Source organism: Rhizobium sp. 11_C7_N12_5, from assembly GCF_051811145.1.
GTDB classification, from domain to species: Bacteria; Pseudomonadota; Alphaproteobacteria; order Rhizobiales; family Rhizobiaceae; genus Rhizobium; species Rhizobium lusitanum.
Genome location: NZ_JBPWPY010000002.1, coordinates 1,185,197 through 1,207,908 on the forward strand (window position 1 = coordinate 1,185,197; position 22,712 = coordinate 1,207,908).

The window sequence follows — 22,712 nt, forward strand, 5'->3', positions numbered from 1 at the left end:
GGCCTTTAAATGCCGATCTTGAGTTTGGTCCCGTTCTCCTGAGCCCGTGCCCGTCGAATGCGGGATAATGGTGCAGCCGCTAAGAGCGGCGACCGGATGTGATGAGGTGGAACGGCCCGCTCCGACAGCATCTAGTGCTAAAACGTGGTCGTTGCTCGAACGCCACAAAGGAGGGACCGTTCCATGAAGCAAGTTAGCACAATCGGGCTGGATTTGGCCAAACACGTCTTCCAAGTTCACGGCGCCGACAATGAAGGTTCGGTCCTGTTCAATCGGAAACTGCGGCGCACGGAAGTGCTGCGCTTCTTCGAAAGACTGCCTCCGTGCCTGGTTGGCATGGAGGCGTGTGGTGGCGCACACTATTGGGCGCGGGAGATTGCTCAACTTGGTCATGATGTGCGTCTCATTCCGCCGGCTTATGTCAAACCTTTCGTCAAGCGCGGCAAGACGGACGCGGCCGATGCGGAAGCCATCAGCGAAGCGGTGATCCGCAAGACCATGCGCTTCGTCCCCATCAAGACCGCCGAGCAGCAAGCGGATGCGATGGTCCTGAAGACCCGTGCTCTTCTGGTGCAACAGAGAACGCAATCGGTTAATGCCCTACGAGCACATTTGGCCGAACTGGGCATCATCGCGGCCGGTGGCCTTCCCAACGTCGCGGCACTGATGACCATTGTTCGGGAAGCTGAAGATACCCGACTACCCACAGCAGCACGATTCGCCCTCACAGCTATTGTCGATCAGATCGACGCCTTGGCCATTCAGATCAACGTGCTCGAGCGCACAATCGTTACGGAATCGAAGCGCGATGAGAGCATGCGTCGACTGACAACGATCCCCGGTGTTGGTGCCATAACCGCTGCGACGATCAAAGCTTTGGTTCCGGATCCCGGCGGGTTTAAGTCCGGGCGGCACTTCGCCGCTTGGGTGGGACTGACCCCCAGGCCTCATTCCAGCGGAGGCAAAGAGCGATTGGGTAGGATCTCGAAAATGGGGAATCCCGAACTCCGTGTTCTCCTGGTCCTCGGAGCGACAGCCGTTCTGCGGATTGCCCGGAACGATGAAAAGGCACGACCTTGGTTAAAGGCACTACTTGTCAGACGTCCGTTCAAGGTGGCCGCTGTGGCGTTGGCCAATAAAATGGCTCGGATCATCTGGGCCCTCCTGAATAAGGGCGGATTCTACGATCCTCCGGAACCAAGCCCAAATGTAGCGGCAACCTGAAGAGTATCAGGACTTATAACTGATCTGACCGGCGTCGGCCGACAGATGCAAGGTGCAACAGCAAACGATGAAGTCATGGGACGAAATTCCGGAACGAGCGAAGCCGCCAACCTCAGTGCACTCCAAAGTGCGTGGATGTGATTCAGCTCCTCGTTTCGCGGATCTCATCGAGGCCAGCGGTCATGCACCGCCCTCACAGGCCGTACATATGAACGCACCGTCCTCGTGGGTGAAGTCGATTGCGAAGCCTCTTGCACCGCGGGCCGTTCCACATATGAGGTTGTATAGGCCCGAGAACCGGGCCGGTAATTGCTATGGGCTCAGACCAAGGATCCCCTTACAAGGAGAAATACGATGCCACTCGAATGAACAATTGACAAAAGACCTGATGTGAAAGGATTCGAACCGCCGACCTTGTCGTTCAAGCAGCATATGTTTGTGTTAATTTCTATAAGTGGGGCAATAACTTGCGCTCCAGGAGCGCCGATCTGGAGCCAAGAACGGACCGATAGGTTTGCTTGTTCAGAACGGATTAACCGCCACTAATGGCACGCCTATTTGAATGACTACTTCTCACCTAGGTGAAGCATCTGAATGGTGAGGAAATTCGAGAAAATGGCAGCGGTCATCTGATCTGGCGGCTGGCATCGGTGGCGACAGCGTCAACGAGTCATATCAAATTTTCCGCAATAAGGGCGGATTTTCGAGAATGATTCAATAGTGGCATCATATTGATTTTTCCGCGTTAGAAGCGGATAAGGAGATATGATGCAAACCGGACGATCAACGCTGTCTTCCTACGCTTCTGGTCTACTTGCTACGGGCAGGGGAGTTTTCTCTGCAGATGAAGCCCAGCAGGAGATCGGCATCAGCCGGGGCGCATTCCTTGACGCCGCCGAGCGTTTGCAGCGGCGCGGCCAGCTTATCCGGCCTCGTCGCGGCTTCTATGTGGTTGTGCCGCCTCAGCACGCCGTCATGGGAGCGCCGCCGCCGGAGTGGTATATCGACGCCCTGATGCGCCACGAAAAACGACCCTACTATGTGGGATTGCTGACGGCCGCCGCCGCCCATGGCGCCTCCCACCAGGCCACCATGGTATTTCAGGTCGTCACGAACAAACTCCTGCCCGATATTGAGGCCGGGCGAACGCGGATCGTCTTTTCGTATCGCAAGGATATGGGAGCAGTCTCGGCGGGAATCGAAGATTGCAAGACGCCCTCGGGATATATGAAGCTATCCTCGCCGGAACTGACAGCGCTCGATCTGGTACGCTATCCGCATTCCGGGGCTGGTCTAGACAATATTGCTACGGTGCTTTCCGAACTTGCCGACCGGTTGCAACCCAAAAAGCTTGCCTCCCTGTCGCGTGCTTTCGAGAAAGCGGTCGCACAACGCCTCGGATATCTGCTTGGGAGGCTGGGTCACTCGCAGATAGCGGAAGCGATGTTTGCAGCGCTATCTCCACGTGGGCCGTTGCCATGGGTCGAACTCGATCCCAAGCAGGCCGGAGATCCAGATCTGTCGCCGCCGCCATCTGAACGCGATGAACACTGGCGTGTGATCGTTCGTTGGCCACCGGAGATCGACGAATGATACCGCAGGACTACATCACCGCCTGGAATGGTGTGGTGCCATGGGCAAGTCCACGGCAAGTCGAGCAGGATCTCATCATCAGCCGCGCGATTGTCGCCATCTTCTCCGATCCGTTCCTGCGCGACGAACTGCGCTTCCGCGGCGGCACTGCGCTCAACAAGCTGCACTTCCCCAAGCCACTGCGCTATTCGGAAGACATCGACCTTGTGAGGACGACTGCCGGTCCTATCCGCCCGTTACTGGAGCATCTCCAGGACGTTCTCGATCCGTGGCTGGGCAAGCCGCGTTTCGATCAGAGCCCGGTTGCGCCCAAACTTAAATACGCTGTCGAAGCCGAAGACAAGGCTTCTCCCGGTTCGATAAAACTCAAGATCGAAATCAACACGCGCGAGCGTGAAGCTTACGATCCACCCATCGAGATTCCTTTTGGTGTCGAAAATCCATGGTTCACCGGAACGGCTGCAATCCCGACCTTCTCTCGGGAAGAAATGCTGGCGACCAAGCTGCGTGCCTTGCTTCAACGCAATAAGGGCCGCGATCTGTTCGACCTTGACTACGCGCTCAGCGTGTTCGAGGGGCTGAACTCGGCCAGGATCGTCGAGTGTTTTCTGCTCTACCTTGAAAAAGGAGAGGTAGCGATTTCCAGAGCCGAGGCGCAACAGCGCATGTTCCAGAAACTCGTCAATCCGGGCTTCTTCACTGACATGGGCCCGCTGCTTCCAACGGATCTCGCCAAGGCTTTGACCGAAGAAACGCTTAAGGCCGCGTTTTCGAGGGTAATGAAGGAACTGATCGACCGGATGTCCGGCGACGAGTGGGCGAAGGCGGGGGAAATGCGAAAGCGGTTCGGGCTGTAACCAGCTTAAAGCGTCGGGACTGTGTGGCGCGCTTGCTGAAACAGAGCCACTATGTGAGCTTCAGGGATTTGATCTCCTTTGCCGCCTTCACGACACCCAGTTCGTCAGGGCCAGCTCGGGCTACCGGGCTCTTTTTGAAGGTGGACCCGGCCGTCTCACATAGCGCATTGTGTGTCGACGCTGGCTAAACCGCAACGTCGATGGAACTCGATATGAAATGGATGGCTTCATCATTGGGCTGCGGCCTGCCGAGCAGATACCCTTGCCCAAGGTCGCAACCGAGCTCCTGAAGATATTGAAGCTGGCTCGGCTCCTCGATCCCCTCCGCCGTGACCTGGACACCAAGGCCATGTCCCAGCGCGACCATGGCCCTGACGACCTTGTCTTGCTTTTCGCTGGTCTCGAATGTCTGGATGAAGCTTCGGTCGATCTTAATCTTCTGGAACTGGTAATTCGACAGCTGTGAAAGGCTCGAATAGCCAGTCCCAAAGTCGTCCAAGGCGATCCTGATCCCCGCTTTCGTGAGATCCTCCAGAACCTCTTTCGCAACGGCGGCGTCCTGGATCAGCGCGCTTTCCGTGATTTCGATTTCCAAACGCTGAACCGGCAGCCCAACTTCTCCCATGATCTTCAACAGCCGCAGTCCGAGAAGTCTGTCGCTCAATTGCGTTGGTGACACGTTGAATGAGAGGATCGTATCTGATGGCCAGGACATGGCGTCCTTGCAGGCGCGGCGGAACAACTGCTCCGTCAACTCAACAATGAGGCCGGCGTCCTCTGCGACCGGAATAAAATCGCAAGGAGGAATGAAACGGCCTTCTGCCGTCTTCCACCGCGCCAATGCTTCAAACCCTGCCAGCTTTCGCGTGCCCAAATCCATGAATGGCTGATAGTAGGGTTCAATCAGACCGGTTCGCATGGCGTCACGAAGCTGCGCCTCGAGTTGGACCCGTTTGTTGAGCTCTTCAAGCATGGCAGGGATAAAGGCAGCGACGTTGTTACGGCCAGCTTTCTTCGCGGCGTACATTGCGCAGTCGGCCTGCTGTATCGCCTTTGGAAGGTCAGCGTCTTCCTGGCCGCTCATTGCATATCCGACACTGGCACCGAGATCGACAGTTGCACCTTTAATTGCCATCGGCTTCGAAATTGCCCGGACAATCCGCGTTCCAAGGGCCTGGAGATCGGGTTTACCTTTGATTTTTGTCAGAACAACAAATTCGTCTCCGCCCAGGCGGTAGATGAGATCATCTGGAAACACTTCCGCCAATCGGCCTGCCGCCGTTGTGAGGGCCTGGTCGCCGCTCTCATGCCCCCAGAGATCATTGACTTTCTTGAAGCCGTCGAGGTCAACAGTGAAGACGGCATAGCGATCGCTGGCGGCCAACTCCGCCCGGGAGCAAACGGCGTCAAGCATGCGTCTATTCGGCAATTGCGTCAGTGGATCATGACAGGCGATCCAGTCGACATTTCGCTCGGCTTCAAGGCGGCGGGAAATTTCGTGGGCCATATCCTTGATACGGAGCGCCGAATAAATCAGCCCAAGAAATCCGGCGATATTGAGCGCTGTGAAGATCTCGTCGAGATTGTAACTCTCGTGATCCCGAAAATAGTGATCGAGCGCCTCATGGGCATCGAAATATACAGCCAGTCTATAAAGGACTATGAACGCACCGCCCCAAACGAGCGCTTCGAGCCGCGCGCGATTATACTGAATGCTAGGCATTCCCTACCTCTATCCACAAGAGTCGGCGTCATGCCTCGATTGAGAGATTAAATCATCTTCACATCTGCAATTTCGCTTTTATGTGTTGAATAACACTTAAACCGCCCCGATCGAGTCCATCTCTGCGTTCTCTCGCCAAGAAGCGTTCACAAAGGAACGTTTGCTGCACCTTCTGCATTTGTACAGACTGCTTACGAGACATATAGTGTGTCGATATATTGCGATTCTATCGACATGATTTGACGACATATCCGCTCGGCATGTCGATCGCACGAGGATGTGGAAACAAAGGTCGCTAGTCGCATCAAATGCTTCCATAACCGCTTCGGCAACTGGCAATTCTAAGAGCAGTTATTCGACCCACTTTGATGGGTTGAATAATTTAAAGAAATGCATTATTTGAACCATTGAAAGGGTCAATTAATGCGCCTAACGCTCCAAATCCATTTCAATGGTGAGTGGCATCGCGCCGCGACGCTGGAACTCAAGGACGATGCGACCGGCTTTCAAGGCGCGTCGATCGTCGATTACGACCTCGATTATTTCGTCACAGTGGCGTCGGCGGAATTCGTGGCCGGAAAAACGGTCTGCGACCATCGCGCCTTGTCAGTCCGTTATCCCGTTAACCTCGAAAATCGATTTAGCCGCAGCTGGCCGCCCTTCCTGTTGGATCTTATGCCCCAAGGGCATGCAAGGCGAAAGCTTGCCGAACATCTCGGCCTTGCTGAAGGCTCGCGCGCTCCCGATCTGCCGCTGCTTCTGCGATCGGCGACTGGGGGCATAGGCAATATCCGGATCAAAGAAGCGGCACAAGCCGAGACGGAACGGCTGCGCGGCGTTGAGCGCCAAGGGGTTACAGAAGCGGAAATCCTTGAGCGCTCCGATCGGTTCATGGAAGTCGCCGATCGCTTTGGAATGCTCGCCTCCGGCTCTAGCGGCCTGCAAGGCGAATGGCCGAAGGTCTCGATGACCCAGGCGAATGACGGGTTATATTACCCCGACAGCTTCGTGACCGATGATGAGGCCGTGCGCCACATCATCGTCAAGCTGGTCCGCAGCAACGAGCCTGTGGACCGCCTGATTCTCGAAGGCGAAGCCCTCTACTCGCGGATCGCTCAAGGGATCGGTCTAAATGTCAGCGAACCATCGACCTATGCCGAAGGCGTCCTGATCATTCCCCGTTTCGATCGGAAGACTAAAGAAGGCGGCGGAACCGTGCGGCTGGGTCAAGAAAGCCTGGTGTCAACGATCGGCGTTGCCGATTTCGGCCATGTCGGCACGCATGAGGCCTATATCGACGTTCTGCGCGAATATTCAGCCGATCCCTTCGCGGACGTTGTGGAATACCTGAAGCGCGACATCGCCAATCTGGCGCTCGGTAATCCCGACAATCACGGCCGGAATTCGGCACTCAGCAAGCATCAGGACGGCACGATCCGCCTGTCTCCGCTCTTTGATTTCGCACCAATGCGGCTCGCCAAAGAGGGGATCGTTCGCTCCACCCGTTGGGCCATGATGCGTGACGGAGGTCGCGATCATCTTCCTGATTGGAAGCGGATTTGCACTGAACTGATGCCAAATCCGGAAGAGCAGAAAGTTCTCGCGGCTGCGCTTTCCGCGTTTGCCGAACATCTGCGCCAGGGTCCGGCCATGGCGAAGAATATGGCTGCGGCCCCGGAGGTTCTGGAGCGTGCAATGGGACGCTGCATTGAGATAGCAGACAGCGTTCTGGCGGCGTGCCACTGATGACGAAGGACCGCTAAATGGCTCGATGGAAGAAACCGACGAAAGAGGAGATTCTGGAAAACCGGCGAGCACTGGCGGAACGTGCTCGAACTGGGGACCTGAGGCTGCCCGGTGCTGTGGCGGAGATCCGTAAAGGGTTCGGCATGACGCAGGAGGAGTTTGCCAAGACGCTGTCGCTTACTAGGCGACAAGTTGCGGAGATCGAAGCCGGCACCGGGAACCCAACGCTCGAAACATTGGAAAAGATAGGCCGGTTGTTCGGATTCCGAGTTGGTTTTGTGGCCAAATAGCTCTGCGTGGCGTGAAACGCGGGCAACACAGACATTGGAATATTCGGATTTTCAAGAGTCTGTATTGTGGGCACCAGACGGGAATTTGTAACGCAGCTTTTCATTCAGACATTACATCAATCCGGCTCTGCTTGCTCTTTTCAGCGACCGTCGGCCTCCGGTGGCAGCCGAGCGATGAAGCGCCCGGACACCAGACAGCGCCTGATCGGCTAACGGATACATCATTTGTCGCTAAGCGGATTCTCTGGCGCGGCGCTATCGTGCCGGTCGGTCCGCCTTCACCTCAGGCGCCAGTCGGGCAGTAGCCGCAACCGCGCAGGAAAAATGATGCCGCTTCGCGCGCATGATTTTCCATCTCCGTCTTGACCGGCGTCAGGTCGGCATGAAACAGCGAGGACATCATCATCGGCAGCAAGACCAAGTCGATGAAGCGGCGGGTCGTCGCCGGAAGATTGTCCGGTGCAAAGGCCGGGAGAGATCTGATTTCCTCGGCCTCCGCCAGTTCTGCGACGAGCTTCATCACCGTGGCCGTCCCATGCGCACGGATGGCATAGTGGATGGTGGTTGCCAGCTCCGGATGGCGCGTTGCCTCTCCCATCACGCTACGCATGAGCCCTACGGTCTCGTCCTTGATAGCGCGCTGCACAATCAGGACACCCGCAGTCTGGAAACGTTCCTGAATATTGCCCGAAGTGGCCGAGGCAGCCATCTCGCCGGACTTCTGCACCCAGCGCAAAACCACCTCTCTGAACAAGGTTTCCTTGCTGGTAAAGCGCGTATAGATGCTCGGCTTGCCGGCCCTGGCTACCTCGGCGATTTCGTCAATGCTGGCCCCTTCGTAACCGCGGGCGACGAAAACCTGAAGAGCGGCCTGCAAGATCCTGTCTTCGACTTCTCCAGCCATTTCTCGCGGCGGCCGCCCGCGCCGGGGCATGCCTGCCTTCGGCTCTATATTTTTTAGTTTTGTCGTTTCTCTCGCCAAAACGGGCCTCACCGATTTTTGATTGGCATGGATCGGGGTCCCTGCCCTCTCCGCCTCTTGACTAACATCCCGATCAGTTCTAAGTCAATATTTAAATGAAACGTTTCGTTTCAATTTAATGCATCGAGCAAAGAGGTAGAACATGAGCGCGCCTCAGGATGAGACCTTTGGAAAGCTGATCGTGCTGGAGCCTAAAAAAGGCAGCGCGGCGGCAGACAATGAACAGGATAACATCACGGCAAAACAAGAGCAGGCAGAAGCGCCGCACACCAGCGAGCAAGCCCGCATACGTGAGGATGAACGACAGGCTCCGGACAATTCCGATGAGGAGAAAGCCAAAAGTGGGCGCTCGCGACGCACGACGATGCTTTTGATCGGCGGGACCGCGCTGGCTGTGGCAGCTGCTGCAACCTATGTCTATTGGGATAATGGCTCGCACTATGAAAGCACGGACGATGCCTTTATCGCCGCCCGTCAATATGCCATTACCTCTAGGGTTGCCGGTTACATTTCTTCGGTTGCGGTTACCGATAACCAGCATGTGACCGCAGGCGAAGTGATCGCCCGGATCGATGACCGCGATTACCAGACATCTCTGGAACAGGCGCAGGCGCAGGTTGCCGCCGCAGAGGCCAATATCCGGAATACCGAAGCGCAGAAGCAGGTCCAGGAGGCGAATGTGGAACAGGCCAAGGCTCAGATTGAGCAGGCCAAGGCCAACCTCGTCTTTGCCCAGCAGCAATATGACCGCTACGAAACGCTGATGAGGAGCGGTTCCGGCACCATTCAGGAAGCACAGCAATATCAGTCGCAATTGCACCAGCAACAGGCTGCCCTGAATACGGACGAAGCCTCTTTGACCGCCGCGCAGCGCCAGCTCGCTGCCTATGATTCTCAGATCGCCAGCGCCCAGGCCACCCAAAAACAGGATGAAGCGCAGCTCGACCAGGCAAAGCTAAATCTCTCCTATACGACCATAACGGCGGCGCAGCCCGGACGGGTCGTGCAGCTTTCGGCTGGCGATGGCCAATATGTCCAGACGGGGTCGAATCTCGCCATGTTCGTGCCGGACAAGCTTTGGGTCACGGCCAATTTCAAAGAAACGCAGCTCGACCATATGCGTCCGGGTCAGCCTGTCACGCTGACCATCGACGCCTATGGGGGACGCTTACTCGATGGCCATATCGCAAGCGTACAGCCGGGATCGGGGACCGCTTTTTCGCTGCTCCCGGCGGAAAATGCCACCGGCAACTATGTGAAAATCGTACAGCGAGTGCCGGTGAAAATCGTGCTTGACGATGTGCCGAGCGATGTGGCGCTGGGACCGGGCATGTCGGTCGTACCAACCGTGCGGACCGATGCAAGCCTATCCCTGTGGGAAAGCTTGAGGAGCCTGCTGTGAGCACGAACGCTGTTGCCAAACCATCGGCAACCCCTTGGATCATCGCCATTGTCGTAGCACTCGCCAGCTTCATGGAAGTGCTTGATACGACGATCGCCAATGTCGCCCTGAATTACATTTCCGGTGGCCTCGGCGTCAGTCAGGACGAGGCATCCTGGGTTGTCACCACCTATCTCGTCTCCAATGCGGTGATCGTGACGGCGACGAGCTATCTCGTGCGCATTCTGGGACGTAAGACCTTTTTCCTTGGCTGCCTGGCATTGTTTACAATTAGTTCGGTCATGTGTGGCTTTGCACCCAACCTGCAATTCCTGCTCTTAGCCCGGATATTGCAAGGCATCGGCGGTGGCGGGATGGTGCCTGTCGCGCAATCCATTCTAGCCGACAGCTTTCCGCCCGAAAAACGCGGGCAAGGCTTTGCCCTGTTCGGGGTGGCGGTTGTTGTTGCTCCTGTGGTCGGACCGACCCTGGGCGGCTGGCTTTCCGATAATTTTTCCTGGCACTGGTGCTTCCTGATCAACGGGCCGGTCGGCATTCTGACGCTGGCAGCCGTTGCCATGCTGATCAAGGAGCCCGAAGGCAGCGCCGAGGAGCGCGTGCGGCTGCGGAAGGAAAAGATTGGCTTCGACTGGATCGGCTTCGGCCTTGTTGCGACCTTTCTCGGAGCGCTGGAGCTGATGCTTGATCGTGGCCTTGAAGACGATTGGTTTGGATCGAACTTCATCATCATGGCCGCTGCGATCTGCGCTTTGGCCTTTGTTTTAATGGTCCCCTGGGAACTGAAGCACAAGAATCCAGCCGTTGATATCAGGATGCTCGTTAGCCGGCAGTTCGGCACCTGCTTCCTGGTGATGATGGCGACGGGCGCGCTGCTTCTGGCGACAACTCAATATCTGCCGCAGCTGGTTCAAGCAAATCTCGGCTATACGGCAACTTGGGCTGGCCTGATGCTGTCTCCCGGCGGCCTTGTGACGATGATCATGATGTTCGTCGTCGGCGTTCTGTCGTCAAAAGTGCAGCCGAAATATTTGATAGCGGTGGGTGCCGGCTTTGTTGCCTTTTCCATGTATCAGGTGACCAGCGCCTACAGTGGCATCGGCTTCTGGTATCTTGCCGAAGCACGTATGCTGCAAGGAATTGGCCTGCCCTTCATATTCCTGCCGATTACCGCGGCCTCTTATGACGGCATTCCCTCCAGCAAGACGGACCAGGCATCGGCGCTGCTGAATGCCGCGCGCAACACCGGCGGATCGATTGGCGTGTCGCTGATATCGAACATCATTACCCATCGGGAGCAGTTTCACCAGAGCCGTATGGTCGAGCATGTCATACCTTCGAACGGGGCCTATCAGGATACGCTCAACCAGGTGACAAATTACTTCACTAGCCAGGGCAGTTCACTGGTGACGGCAAATCAGCAGGCGCTTGCCTGGATCAACGAGCAGGTGCAAAGCCAGGCTTCGTTCCTGGCTTACATCGATGCCTTCTGGGTTTTGACGCTGATTTCCCTGGCCGCAATTCCGCTGGCCCTTACCCTACGCAACGTAACACTCGGCAAAAAGGCATCCATGGGACATTAGAGCCTATCGAAAACCAGCAGCCCCAACTTTGTTCAGATGTGTACTGGTTCTTCAGAGGAGCATTTAGGAGACGGAGAACGCCACCGCCTCAATGCCCGTCCGGTGCGACAGCTTCCTTCGGGATAGTGTCGGTCAGATTCTTCCGGTGGAAGATGAAAAGACCGGCAAGCACGATGATGGCGGCTCCGAGGAAGACCTGGATATCCGGAATGTCGCCGAAGAAGAAGAAACCGAGCGCTATCGCCCAGATAAGCAGCGTATATTGCAGAGGTGCGAGCAGCGACGCGGGCGCAAGTTTCAGCGATCGCGTTATCAGCATATGGGCGCTGCCGGCGACAACGCCGAGCGCCAACATGGCCGCAAAATCGAGCGTCGAGGCGGAACGCCAGTTGCCGATGCTGAGTACCAGTCCGGCGACAAGTGCGCCGACAGTCTGCCAGGCGACGAGCGTCGCATCGTTCGTCTGTCGCAGCCGCCGGCCAAGCACAAGTGTCATCGCGAACGCGAGGCTGCCGCAAAGGCCGAAAAGCGACGGCCAGGAGAACATTGCCGTCGAAGGTTTAAGCGCGATCAGTACGCCGGCAAAACCGACGAAGACGGCCAGCCACCGCCGCCAACCGATCCTCTCGCCAAGGAAGAAATGCGAGATCGCGGCGACATAGATAGGACCGGCCATGTAGAAGGTCATGACATCTGCAAGCGGCAGATAGGCGACAGCCGCATAGAAGAGACCAACGTCGGTGGTCGTCATCACTATGCGCAGAAGCTGCAACGGCGGCCGCTCGATGCGGAACAGTGCATCGCTTCCCTGCCGCGCGATCATGGGCGCGAGAATGATAAAGGAGCCGAGCGAGCGTATCACCAGAACTTGGCCGACGGAAAAGCTCGCGACCAACCACTTGCCCATGGCATCGTTCAGTGAAAACAGAAAATCGCCGAGAAGCATCAAAAGCACGCCGGCAAGCACGAGATTGCCGTCCGTGCCGGCTTTGCGAACATCCATGATGCTTCTCCCGACGATTCTCATGTTTCTTTCACATGGCTGTAGCCGCTTTTGCCCCTACCCCGCAAGGCGGCCGCGAGCGGGTCGCCTGGCTCACGGCCTATATCCCGATCAGCCATTTTGAGGCGCAGACCATCTGTTTGCGGGATCAGGTCACGCCTGTTACCTTTTGCCTTGATGAGCACTTGGCGCTTCGCAAGGCGAAGAAGGGTGACAAGAGCGGCAGAGGCCGACCAGTTCGATCGTTTATCCGATCATGCGGGAAGAAATGCGCTTGGTTGGTCGCAAGTTGAGATCTATGCCCTCGCCTCCAACGACCAAAATGCATCCTGTGTTTTTGTGGTTGCATAACCCGTTGCCAATATTATTCGTTAGCCAAGCAAGAGAGCAGTGATGACGCAGCAGCCGGGAAATCCGTCAAAGTCAACCATAGAAGATCAGAACGACGCCGACCGGCAGCCCCGGGTCTCGCTCGAATTGCTCCAAGCTCAGCTTCTGTCGCTCACCGAGCGATACGAATGGCTCGAGGCGATGATCAACTACGTGCCCGACTTCATCTACGCCAAGGACAGAGACGGCCGTTTCCTCTTTGCCAACCGTGCGATCGTCCTCAACAACGGCTTCACGCATGTCGACGAATTGATCGGCCTTACCGATGCCGAAATTCACCCAGTGGCCGACGCTCATAAGATTGACGAAGTCGAACGGCGGGTCATGGAGACGGGTGAGCCCGATCTCGGCGTGGAGGAACGACGGCTGAAGGGCGAAGGCTGGCTGATGATGTCGCGTGTGCCGTTGCGGGACCGGAATGGCAATATCATCGGCGTCGTCGGAGCCTCCCGCGATATCTCGGCCCGCAAGCGCGCAGAGGAGTTGATGAGCGCGCAAACGAAGCTTCTCCATGACGTTGCGCGAGGCGTTGACCTCGGTTCGTTTCTCAAGGATGCCCAATTCCTGCTTGAGCGCCTCCTCAACGGAAGACGGGTCAGCTTCATTTTGGACGGCCAGCAACGCGAGACCCTGGCGGATGAAGTGATTGAGTTTCCCATCTTCTCGCGAGATGGAGGCAAGCACGGTACGTTGACAGCGTCGAAGACTGAGGATGACGAAAGCGGCCTCGTGGAATTCCTCGCAGGAATCGCTCAAACCGTCGGCATCGCCATCGATCGCCATCGTGACATCGCTCACATTGCCTATCTTGCTGAGCATGATGCGCTGACCGGGTTGCCAAATCGCACGCTCCTTAATCGAAAGGTCGTCGCTCTCTTGGAAAAGGCATCGCAGGCGGGGAAATCCTTGGCCGTAGCCTTTGTGGATCTTGATAATTTCAAGCTGGTGAATGACAGCCTTGGACATGCCGCCGGAGACGAATTGCTCAAGGTGGTTGCCCAGAGGATATCGGCGCAAATTAAAAGCAGCGGCATCGTGTCGAGGATCGGCGGCGATGAGTTCATCATTGTTCTGGAAGAGAACCAGGACCCTTTCCATGAAAGACTCAAGGCTATTCTCGAAGGCATATCCGAGCCGCTGACCATCGATGGCGTCGAAATTCGAGTCAGTTGCAGCATCGGCGTAGCGTGCTCCAGAAAGCACGGCGATACCGCGTCGGAGCTATTCGCAAACGCCGATATGGCGCTTTATCGCGTGAAGGAATCCGGTCGCAACGGTATTCAGCTGTTCACGCCCGCAATGGGGGAAGAAGCCCGCAGCAAGCTGAGCCGTATTGAGGAGCTGCGGCGGGCGGTGGAGCGGAACGAGTTCGTGCTTCACTATCAACCGCAGAAGAATATCAGTAGCGGTCAAGTGATCGGCGTCGAAGCGCTCGTACGATGGCAGCATCCTGTCGAAGGCTTGCTATTGCCGGGAACGTTCATCCCGCTGGCCGAAGAAACGGGGCTGGTGGTCTTGATCGGCGATATGGTTTTGCGCGAGGCTTGCCGCCAAGCTCGGGCCTGGCAGGACCAGGGTCTGCCACCATTGCGTATAGCGGTGAATGTATCCGCCAGACAGTTTCTCGAGAATTCGCTGATAGACCAGGTTGCATCGGCGCTTCAGGCTGCCGGCCTCGATCCACAATGGCTCGAGCTGGAACTGACCGAAAGCTTGATCATGCGGGATGTGGAGGGGGCCATAGAGCGCATGCATGCATTGAAAGAGCTCGGTGTCAGCATCGCGATCGACGATTTCGGCACGGGATATTCGAGCCTAAGTACCCTCAGACGCTTCCCCCTCTCCCGGTTGAAGATCGACAGGTCGTTCATTGCGGACATTCCCGAGAAAGCTGGCGACATGGCGATCACCTCCGCCATCGTGTCACTTGGCAGAACTCTCGAATTGGAGGTCGTCGCCGAGGGTGTGGAGACCGAGGAGCAAGCCCAATTCCTCGAGGGGGCCGGATGCGAAATGTTTCAGGGCTTTTTGTTTGCAAAACCCCTTCCCGCTTCCGAGGTCGGAAACCTTATTGCCAAGCTGGTTGCCCAAACCGGATAGCCCAACCGCCGCACCTTACGCACCAGCGTAACCGCTCCTCTTCGGCTGTCCGAGTTCAAGGCAACGTCACGATTTCGATCCAGTTCGCGCCGGCGTCGACCGGATACCTGCCGACGGAACCGAGCGTGCCGCTCGTCTGGTCGATGGCATAAACAGACAGTTTGTCGGATTTCTCACCGGATGCCACAAGGAATCGGCCCGACGGATCTATGCGAATGCCACGCGGTTGCTGCTCGGTCGGGTAATTCGTGACATAGGTCAGCGTCCCGTCCCCACCAGCCACATGGAAGAGCGCAATTTTGCTGGTGGTTCGCTCGGTCGTATACAGGAATTTACCGTTGGGCGTGATGCCGATGTCGGCAGCCCAAACCTTCGGTTTGCCGTCATCCACTGGGGCCGCGGCGGGCGTGATTGCATTGAATGGTGGAGGAGCCGGCGGGGTGGCGCCCGGAGACAACCCCGCGTCGTCAGGCACGGACGCCACACTTTCGATTTCGCTCAACGTACCCCTGCCGGGATCGAGAGCGTAGTGGATGACGTGGCCGGTCAATTCGGTCAGGACATAAACGGACTTATTGTCCGGAGACAGAATGATATGACGCGGACCGTATCCCGGCCTGGTCGCGACGTGCGGCGGATCGTTCGCCTCCAGCATGCCGGCCTCCGGATCGAGGACGAACTGCTGCACGACATCGGAACCGAGATTGGTTGCGAAGACGAATTTGCCGGTCCGATCGCTGACGATCGAATGGGCATTGCGGCCGGTGAGGACCATCTGTCGCGCGCCGTCGGTGACAAGCCCGTCCCTGTTAATAGGCAGTACGGCGATCTTGTTGCCGCCATAGGAGGCGGTGAAAAGCAACCTGCCCGATGGGTCGGTGGAGACGTAAGCCATACTATCGGGCAAAGCAGCAACAGCTTCGTGCGTCAGCTTGCCGGTTTCCGGGTTGATCGCCAGCGTCAGCACCCGATATGGTTGCGAGCGAATGACGGCATAGAGATGTTTCCTGTCGGGGCTGACGGTCATCGGCATGATCATCTTGCCCGCATCGAAAGTCGAAACCTGCGTGAGCGCGCCTGTCGTTTCATCCATACTGTATATGTCGATCGTCCCCGCCGTCGTTGCGGCGACATAGACGAACGTCCGGGTAGCTGCACGGAACGAAGCTTCAATCATTGGTCACCTCACCCGAGCGTTGACTGCCGGCCCGGCTTGACGATCAGACGAGCCTTCTAGCAAAAATTATCCAGCTGCGGCGACGATCTTTTCCAGCACGGTCATTTCTTCCGCCGTCAGATCGGTCAAAGGTGGTCTCACTGGACCTGGATCCTTGCCGAGCACGCGCAGGCCCGCCTTGATGATCGAGACTGCATAACCTTTCCTGCGATTGCGCAGGGTGACCAACGGGAAGAAGAAGCCTTTGAGGATATTGTCCACCGTTGTCTGCTCGCCGGCACGCAACGCTGCATAGAAGCGCTGTGCCAAGGCGGGCACGAAATTGAAGACGGCGGAAGAATAGGTCGTTACTCCAGCGCCGAAATAGGCCTGAGCATAGACTTCGTGGGTCGGCATACCGCCTACATAGACCAGGCGGTCCTTGAGCAGCGTCGTGATCTCGATCACCTTGTCGACGTCACCCACGCCATCCTTGAAGCCGATGAGGTTCGGACATTCGTCGGCAAGGCGCGCCAGGCTCTCGGCGTTGAGCACGGCATTGTCGCGATTGTAGACAATGACGCCGATGCCGACGGCCTGGCAGACGGCCTTCACATGGGCAATCAGACCAGCCTGCTCCGCAAACATCAGATAGGGCGGCAGCAGCAGCAGACCGTCCGCGCCGGCTTTTTCCGCGGCCCTGGCGATTTCGACGGCAAGCGACGTTCCGTAGCCGGTTCCCGAAATGATCGGCGTATTGCCTGCCGCGGCCTTGGCGGCACGAACGACCTGAGGGATTTCGGCAGGGTTGAGGGAGAAGAACTCGCCGGTGCCACCGGCTGCAAAAAGTGCCGCTGCATCGTAGCCTGCCAGCCACTCGACGTGACTGCGATATTTGGCTTCGTCGAATGTCAGATCCTGATTAAAATGCGTGACGGGGAACGACAGAAGACCGCTGCCAACTGCCTTTTTCAATCCATTCGGGTTCATCGTGAAATCCTTTTGTCGATCGATGGAGCGACGATGCTTCAGGCGTGTTCGAGCGTCTGGACGAGAGCGGCGATGTACCCGTAGCAGAAGGCGAAGGCGACGCCTGTGGGATCGCGGCCGCTGATCGTCGGCACATGGTCCGGCATCAGCATGTATTGATAGCCGACCTCCTTATAGATCCGGGCCGAGCGAATCATGTCCATATCACCCTCGTCCGGGAAGGTTTCCATGAAGGACAGCTTGCCGCCCCTGATGTTGCGGAAGTGGACGTTGAAGATTTTGCCGCGCGTGCCGAACCAACGGATGATGTCGTCGATCTCCTCGCGCGGATTGTCGAGCATTTCGCCGATCGAGCCCTGGCAGAAGTTCAGCCCGTGATAAGGGCTTTCGCGCATAAGCACGAATTTCTTCAGGCCCTCCACCGTGCCGAGGACGCGCGTGACGCCGCGGTAACCTGGCGGCGTATAGGGATCATGCGGATGGCAGGCGAGACGGACGCGATTGCTTTCCGCCACAGGAACGACGCGCTCCAGGAAATAGTCGATCCGCTCCCAGTTCTCGTCTTCCGACAGCACGCCGGCCAGGCCGGGGGTTGCCTGGTGGTCAGCCTTGTCCCAGCGAAAGCTCGCATTCATCGAGCCGCCTCGCCCCGCCTCCTCGGGCGTGCGCGGGATGCCGATGAGATTGAGATTGTATTTCGCCGATGGGATGCCGGCGGCCGCAATATCTTCGATCAGCTTGCAGACCGCGTCGATCTGCCGGTCGCGATCGGGTCCGGCAAGTAGGATATCGGGATAAGAAGCCTTCTCGATCGGCTGGGACGGCAGAGGCAGCTGGATCATGTCCAGGATCAGCCCGAAGCTTTCGATCTTGTCGCGGTGACGTTCGAGATCGGGCAGCGTCCAACTGTCAGGTCTTCCCGGCGGATCCGCGCAGATATGCTTCAGCCCTAGTTGCCTGAAAACCCGGTAGTCATCATCGTCCCGTGCCTCGACCTGCGTCCCTGCATACACCTGGTGTATCTCCCATGAGATTCATATCATATGACATAATATGACTTTTGTCGGGAGTCGAGCCCTATTGCGGTTGCTGTTCTGCAAGGAAGCGATACCGTCGCTGGCTCGCCATCATGTGAGCACGCATCGCTTGCCGCGCACGCTCCGGATCCTGATCTGCGATCGCCGCCAAAATCTCGACATGCTCCGCATGAACCTTTTCCAGATAGGCGCGATCATTCGCCTCCGGCAATGTCGGAAACTGCCCGCGCGGGATGGTGCGAGTACCGAAATGCCTGAGCACATCCATGTAGAATCGGTTGTTGGTGGCGATGGCGACGGCCATGTGGAATTCGTAATCCGCTTCGACGGTCGGGAGCCCCTGCTCTATCAGGGCAGCCATTTTCCGATTGGCCGCAGCGATTGCCGCCTCCTGTTCGGCGGTCCTGCGATAGGCCGCAATGGCGGCCGCCTCACCCTCCGTGGCCATGCGAAACTCCAGCAATTCCAGCGTTTCCGGGATGCTTCTGATCTCCACAGGCGTCAGCATTGATCCTGAGGGTATCATCATTTCGGTAACAAACACGCCCTTGCCCTGAACAGGCCTGACGAGCCCGGCAGAGCGCAGATCGGCAATCGCCTCGCGCACGACGGTCCGGCTGACGCCATATGTTGCCTCCAGCTGCGGCTCCGTCGGAAGCTTATCGCCCGCCTGAAGCGTGCCCGTCTCGATCTGGACGCGCAGCTGGTCGATGACCCGTTGCGCCAGTCTTTGCCGGCCTCGGCCGATTATCGTCATTCCTTGGTCCCCAAATCTGTCATGGCAAATCGATCTGTTTCGTCCATAGGCCGGGTCAATCCAGAAATTCATATTATGACATGTGGATACCATAGGGAAGCAGGTATCGGAGAGCGCGTTATCCCGAAAACAAAATCAGCATATTGACATTTGTCGATAGCCTATCGAATATTGTCAATATTGGTGCTTGACGGTGGCAATCGGTGTTAGCCGACCTTGATCCGGCATCGGGAGTGCGGAGGAGAAAGTGGATTTCCTGCTTGAAGTGGAAGGACTGAAGAAGTCCTTTGGCGGCGTTGCTGCGCTGCGCGACGGGCGCTTTCAGTTGCGACCGGGGTCTGTCCACGCATTGTGCGGCGGTAACGGCGCTGGCAAATCGACCTTTCTTAAGATCCTGATGGGCATTCACAAGCGTGACGCCGGCTCCATCCGCCGCCGCGGCAAAGAGGTTGATTACGCCAGTCCAGCGGAAGCCCTTTCCGCCGGGATCGCCATCATCGAGCAGGAGCTCAGTCCGATCCCGCACATGACGGTTGCGGAGAACATCTATCTCGGCCGCGAGCCGTCTGCCCGTTTCGGCAGCATCGATTTCAAATCGATGAACCGCAATGCACAGGCGCTGCTCGAACGCCTGCAGTTCAATATCCGCGCCACGCAATTCATGATGAACCTCTCGGTCGCCCAGGTTCAATTGGTCGAGATTGCCAAGGCGCTCAGCCACGATGCCGAAGTCATCTTCATGGACGAGCCCACCTCGGCCATCGGCGAGAAGGAAGCGCAGCAGCTGTTCTCGACCATCGAGCGACTGAAGGCCGAGGGCAAAGGCATCGTCTATGTCTCGCACCGGCTATCGGAAATCTTCCAGATCGCCGATTCCTACACGGCCTTCCGCGATGGCTCCTATGTCGGCAGCGGTGCGCTCGCCGATATCGACAGACCCGGCCTCATCCGCATGATCGTCGGCCGCGAACTCGGCGAAGAATACATCAAGACCAATGTGCCGACGGATGTGCCCGGACTGGACGTCTCGGGACTTAGGGCCGACGGCAAGATCGATAACATTTCCTTTGTTGCACATAAGGGCGAGATCTTTGGCATCTACGGCCTGATGGGGTCGGGCCGTACCGAGATCTTCAACTGCATCTTCGGCCTCGATACGGCAAGCGGCGGCGAGCTCAAGCTCGGCGGACAACCGATCACCGTGCGCAAGCCAGCGGAGGCCATGCGACACGGCATCGCCTTCGTGACCGAAGACCGCAAGCTGACGGGGCTCAATCTCACCGATAGCGTGCGCAACAACATCTGCTTGGCGAGCCTGCCGGAAATGAGCCCGCATTTCTCGATGGATCGCCAAGCCGAAGCGGCCGCCAGCCTCGATATGATCAAGCGTTTCGGCATCAAGGCCGCCCACGATAGTATGTCTGTCTCCGGCCTTTCGGGCGGCAACCAGCAGAAGGTCGTGCTTGGCAAGTGGTTCCTGCGCAAGCCGAAGGTGCTGCTTCTGGACGAGCCGACGCGCGGCGTTGATGTCGGCGCCAAGCGCGAAATCTATCGCATCATCTGCGACTTCGCCGCCGAAGGCGGCACGGTCATCATGATTTCATCCGAAATAGACGAGGTTCTCGGCATGTCCGATCGCATCCTGGTGATGCGCCAGGGACGCTGTGCCGGAATTCTCAAAAGGGAGGAGGCCGACGCGCAAACGCTCGTACACCTGTCGACGTGAAGGCGACAGACGACGAAGCCCAAAAACAGCGCCCGGCAACAAGAGGTATTTGCAATGTCCGCCACTGAAGACAATCAGCCCAATTCCTGGTTCGGCTCCGACCGGCGCCGATTGATCATCCAGGAATATGGGATTTTCCTCGCCTTCCTGCTGCTCGCCGCCATTCTCTCGGTCTCGAACGAATATTTCCTGACGCCTGGCAACATTTCGAATGTGCTGCTGCAGACGTCGATAAACGGCGTGCTGGCAATCGGCATGACATTCGTTATCCTCACACGCGGTATCGACCTTTCCGTTGGCTCCGTCGTTGCGCTTACCGGCATCGTTAGCGCGAGCTTCGCAACGACCTCGGCAACCGCCGGCATTCTCGGTGCGCCCTATCCGCCTTATGTGGCGCTTACCGTCGGAGTGCTGGTCGGCCTGGCGTGCGGCGCCTTGGTCGGGGTCATCGTTTCGCGCTTCGCCGTTCCCGCCTTCGTCGCAACGCTCGGTATGCTCTCGGCAGCACGTGGTCTGACGCTGATCTATGGCGGCGGCAAACCGGTTCCGGCGCTAACGCCTGATTTCCGCTGGATCGGCACCGGCAGCGTCTTGTCCGTTCCGATGCCCGTCATTCTGCTTGCCATCGTCTTTGCCGTCGCATGGTGGGTTCTCAATCGCACGCGCTTTGGCCGCTATATCTATGCCGTTGGCGGCAATCCGCACGCCGCCACCACGTCAGGCATCAATGTCAGCAAGCTGCGCTTCCTCGTCTACGTCATTTCCGGCGGCCTTTCCGGACTGGCGGGCATGCTGCTTGCCGCACGTACCGGCTCGGCTTTGCCCCAGGCCGGTATCGCTTACGAACTCGATGCGATCGCCGCCGTCGTCATCGGCGGAACCAGCCTTTCCGGCGGCGTCGGGCGCATCACCGGCACTCTGATCGGCGCGTTGATCATCGGTGTGATGAACAACGGCCTCGATCTGATGGGGATCCAATCCTACTACCAGCAGGTCCTCAAGGGCGCCCTCATCGTCGGCGCCGTGATGCTCGACCAAAAGCGAAATCTGGGCGGCTAAGCCCCAAGACATCCAGGTGCTGCGCACTCGGAAACCAAACGGCGCGCCACGACGGCCGCCGGACTTTCAACGGAGGAGAATTTTAATGAAGAAATTACTGATTGCTCTTGCAGCGGCCACTGCACTTCTGGCCGCGCCGGCCCTCGCCCAGGACAAGAAGCTGAAGATCGGCGCGGCGCCCTACGGCCTGAATGCGGAATTCATGCAGATCTGGTCGGCAGCACTCAAGGAACATCCCGCGGTCAAGAACGGCGATGTTGATCTTACTATCTTCGATGGCCGCTATGATGCTCTCGTCCAGCAGGAGCAGGTGAACACGATGATCACGCAGAAGTTTGACGCGATCATCTTCGCGCCGATCGATATCGAAGCCGCCGCAACCGCCGTTCAGGCCGCACACGACGCCGGAATTCCGGTCGTTGGCTCCAACACCCGCGTGGACTCCGATCTGCTGACCGCCTATGTCGGCTCTGACGACACCGTTTCCGGCTACATGGAAGCGAAAACAGTGCTCGACAAGATCGGCTGCAAGGGCAATGTTGTCATTCTTGAAGGACCGGTCGGCCAGTCCGCGCAGATCTCACGCCTCCAGGGCAACAAGAAAGCTCTTGCCGAGTGCCCGAATGTGAAGGTTCTGGAAGACCAGACCGCCAACTGGTCGCGTGCCGAAGCCCAGACGCTGATGGAAAACTGGCTGACATCACATCCAGGCCAGATCAACGGCGTCATCGGCCAGAACGATGAGATGGCGCTCGGCGCGATCGAGGCGATCAAGGCTGCGAAGCTCAACGTCAAGGACTTCGCCATTGCCGGTATCGACGGCATCACCGATGCACTCCATGCCGTCAAGCAGGGTACGATGACCTCCATCCTGCAGGATGCCAGTGCACAGGCACAGGGCGCGCTCGATCTCGCGATCTTCGCCGCCAAGAAGGGCAACTATAAGCCGGAATCGAAGATCTGGTCGCAGTATCCCGCCATGCCGTTCAACGATGGCAAGGACAAGAACTACAATGTCCCCTGGACCCCGGTGACGGCTGACAACGTCGACAAGCTGCTTGAAACCCGCAAGTAAGATCAATGCAGGTGGGGCGAAG

General features: G+C 57.7%; 19 protein-coding genes. 12 read left to right on the forward strand and 7 right to left on the reverse strand.

Annotated elements, in window-relative coordinates; genetic code table 11:
• Window positions 1-183 precede the first annotated feature (183 nt).
• The 3 genes from AB8B29_RS24610 (at window position 184) to AB8B29_RS24620 (ending at window position 3,674) form a co-directional block, all read left to right on the forward strand.
• Entirely contained in the window at window positions 184-1,224 is a 1,041-nt protein-coding gene (locus AB8B29_RS24610; RefSeq protein WP_439006762.1) for an IS110 family transposase, read from the forward strand.
• Between the two features lie 765 nt (window positions 1,225-1,989).
• Window positions 1,990-2,817 (forward strand): type IV toxin-antitoxin system AbiEi family antitoxin, encoded by an 828-nt coding sequence (locus tag AB8B29_RS24615; protein WP_047640194.1) that lies wholly within the window; start codon window positions 1,990-1,992, stop codon window positions 2,815-2,817.
• The gene (locus AB8B29_RS24620) at window positions 2,814-3,674 is read left to right on the forward strand and encodes a nucleotidyl transferase AbiEii/AbiGii toxin family protein (protein ID WP_113084566.1); all 861 of its coding nucleotides are present in this window, start codon (window positions 2,814-2,816) and stop codon (window positions 3,672-3,674) included. The genes AB8B29_RS24615 and AB8B29_RS24620 overlap by 4 nt, the downstream gene beginning before the upstream one ends.
• Before the next feature lie 184 nt (window positions 3,675-3,858).
• Here the strand turns inward: AB8B29_RS24620 and AB8B29_RS24625 are convergent, their stop codons facing one another.
• On the reverse strand, window positions 3,859-5,088 hold the full coding sequence (locus AB8B29_RS24625) for a putative bifunctional diguanylate cyclase/phosphodiesterase (RefSeq protein WP_439006917.1): 1,230 nt from the start codon (window positions 5,086-5,088) through the stop codon (window positions 3,859-3,861).
• Here AB8B29_RS24625 and AB8B29_RS24630 point away from each other — a divergent pair.
• From AB8B29_RS24630 to AB8B29_RS24640, 3 genes are all read left to right on the forward strand, one after another.
• Window positions 4,981-5,448 (forward strand): hypothetical protein, encoded by a 468-nt coding sequence (locus AB8B29_RS24630; RefSeq protein ID WP_439006934.1) that lies wholly within the window; start codon window positions 4,981-4,983, stop codon window positions 5,446-5,448. The genes AB8B29_RS24625 and AB8B29_RS24630 overlap by 108 nt on opposite strands.
• Before the next feature lie 372 nt (window positions 5,449-5,820).
• Window positions 5,821-7,143 (forward strand): type II toxin-antitoxin system HipA family toxin, encoded by a 1,323-nt coding sequence (locus AB8B29_RS24635; RefSeq protein WP_439006763.1) that lies wholly within the window; start codon window positions 5,821-5,823, stop codon window positions 7,141-7,143.
• A gap of 17 nt (window positions 7,144-7,160) precedes the next feature.
• On the forward strand, window positions 7,161-7,433 hold the full coding sequence (locus AB8B29_RS24640; RefSeq protein ID WP_037199144.1) for a helix-turn-helix transcriptional regulator: 273 nt from the start codon (window positions 7,161-7,163) through the stop codon (window positions 7,431-7,433).
• A 283-nt stretch (window positions 7,434-7,716) separates the two neighbouring features.
• On the opposite strand, the gene AB8B29_RS24645 is transcribed toward AB8B29_RS24640, so the two are convergent.
• The gene (locus AB8B29_RS24645; RefSeq protein WP_051964015.1) at window positions 7,717-8,337 is read right to left on the reverse strand and encodes a TetR/AcrR family transcriptional regulator; all 621 of its coding nucleotides are present in this window, start codon (window positions 8,335-8,337) and stop codon (window positions 7,717-7,719) included.
• A 220-nt stretch (window positions 8,338-8,557) separates the two neighbouring features.
• Here AB8B29_RS24645 and AB8B29_RS24650 point away from each other — a divergent pair, with 220 nt between their 5' ends.
• Entirely contained in the window at window positions 8,558-9,817 is a 1,260-nt protein-coding gene (locus AB8B29_RS24650; RefSeq protein ID WP_113119292.1) for an HlyD family secretion protein, read from the forward strand.
• A complete protein-coding gene (locus AB8B29_RS24655) occupies window positions 9,814-11,397 on the forward strand; it encodes a DHA2 family efflux MFS transporter permease subunit (RefSeq protein ID WP_439006764.1) in 1,584 nt (527 codons plus the stop codon). Before AB8B29_RS24650 ends, AB8B29_RS24655 begins: the two co-directional genes overlap by 4 nt.
• 88 nt (window positions 11,398-11,485) lie before the next feature.
• Here the strand turns inward: AB8B29_RS24655 and AB8B29_RS24660 are convergent, their stop codons facing one another.
• Window positions 11,486-12,400, reverse strand: a complete 915-nt coding sequence (locus AB8B29_RS24660; protein ID WP_113084564.1) for a DMT family transporter — start codon at window positions 12,398-12,400, stop codon at window positions 11,486-11,488.
• A 393-nt stretch (window positions 12,401-12,793) separates the two neighbouring features.
• Here AB8B29_RS24660 and AB8B29_RS24665 point away from each other — a divergent pair, with 393 nt between their 5' ends.
• Window positions 12,794-14,890: a putative bifunctional diguanylate cyclase/phosphodiesterase gene (locus tag AB8B29_RS24665; RefSeq protein ID WP_439006765.1), complete on the forward strand. Its 2,097-nt coding sequence runs from the start codon at window positions 12,794-12,796 to the stop codon at window positions 14,888-14,890.
• A gap of 55 nt (window positions 14,891-14,945) precedes the next feature.
• Here AB8B29_RS24665 and AB8B29_RS24670 read toward each other — a convergent pair whose 3' ends face one another.
• The 4 genes from AB8B29_RS24670 to AB8B29_RS24685 all read right to left on the reverse strand — a co-directional run bounded on the left by AB8B29_RS24670 (window position 14,946) and on the right by AB8B29_RS24685 (window position 18,830).
• Window positions 14,946-16,067 (reverse strand): lactonase family protein, encoded by a 1,122-nt coding sequence (locus AB8B29_RS24670; RefSeq protein ID WP_113119293.1) that lies wholly within the window; start codon window positions 16,065-16,067, stop codon window positions 14,946-14,948.
• Window positions 16,068-16,133: 66 nt separating this feature from the next.
• Window positions 16,134-17,036, reverse strand: a complete 903-nt coding sequence (gene kdgD / locus AB8B29_RS24675; protein WP_113119294.1) for a 5-dehydro-4-deoxyglucarate dehydratase — start codon at window positions 17,034-17,036, stop codon at window positions 16,134-16,136.
• A 38-nt stretch (window positions 17,037-17,074) separates the two neighbouring features.
• Window positions 17,075-18,049 carry a mannonate dehydratase gene (locus AB8B29_RS24680; RefSeq protein WP_113119295.1) on the reverse strand — a complete coding sequence of 325 codons (975 nt, stop codon included), beginning with the start codon at window positions 18,047-18,049 and terminating at the stop codon, window positions 17,075-17,077.
• A gap of 64 nt (window positions 18,050-18,113) precedes the next feature.
• Window positions 18,114-18,830, reverse strand: coding sequence for a FadR/GntR family transcriptional regulator (locus AB8B29_RS24685; RefSeq protein WP_439006766.1), 717 nt, complete (start codon window positions 18,828-18,830; stop codon window positions 18,114-18,116).
• Window positions 18,831-19,077: 247 nt separating this feature from the next.
• On the opposite strand from AB8B29_RS24685, the gene AB8B29_RS24690 reads away from it, so the two are divergent.
• The 3 genes from AB8B29_RS24690 to AB8B29_RS24700 all read left to right on the forward strand — a co-directional run bounded on the left by AB8B29_RS24690 (window position 19,078) and on the right by AB8B29_RS24700 (window position 22,690).
• Complete coding sequence (locus AB8B29_RS24690) at window positions 19,078-20,556, forward strand: sugar ABC transporter ATP-binding protein (protein WP_113119297.1); 1,479 nt, start codon at window positions 19,078-19,080, stop codon at window positions 20,554-20,556.
• A gap of 54 nt (window positions 20,557-20,610) precedes the next feature.
• Window positions 20,611-21,615 (forward strand): ABC transporter permease, encoded by a 1,005-nt coding sequence (locus AB8B29_RS24695; protein ID WP_037199162.1) that lies wholly within the window; start codon window positions 20,611-20,613, stop codon window positions 21,613-21,615.
• A gap of 85 nt (window positions 21,616-21,700) precedes the next feature.
• Entirely contained in the window at window positions 21,701-22,690 is a 990-nt protein-coding gene (locus AB8B29_RS24700; RefSeq protein ID WP_113119298.1) for a substrate-binding domain-containing protein, read from the forward strand.
• Window positions 22,691-22,712 lie beyond the last annotated feature (22 nt).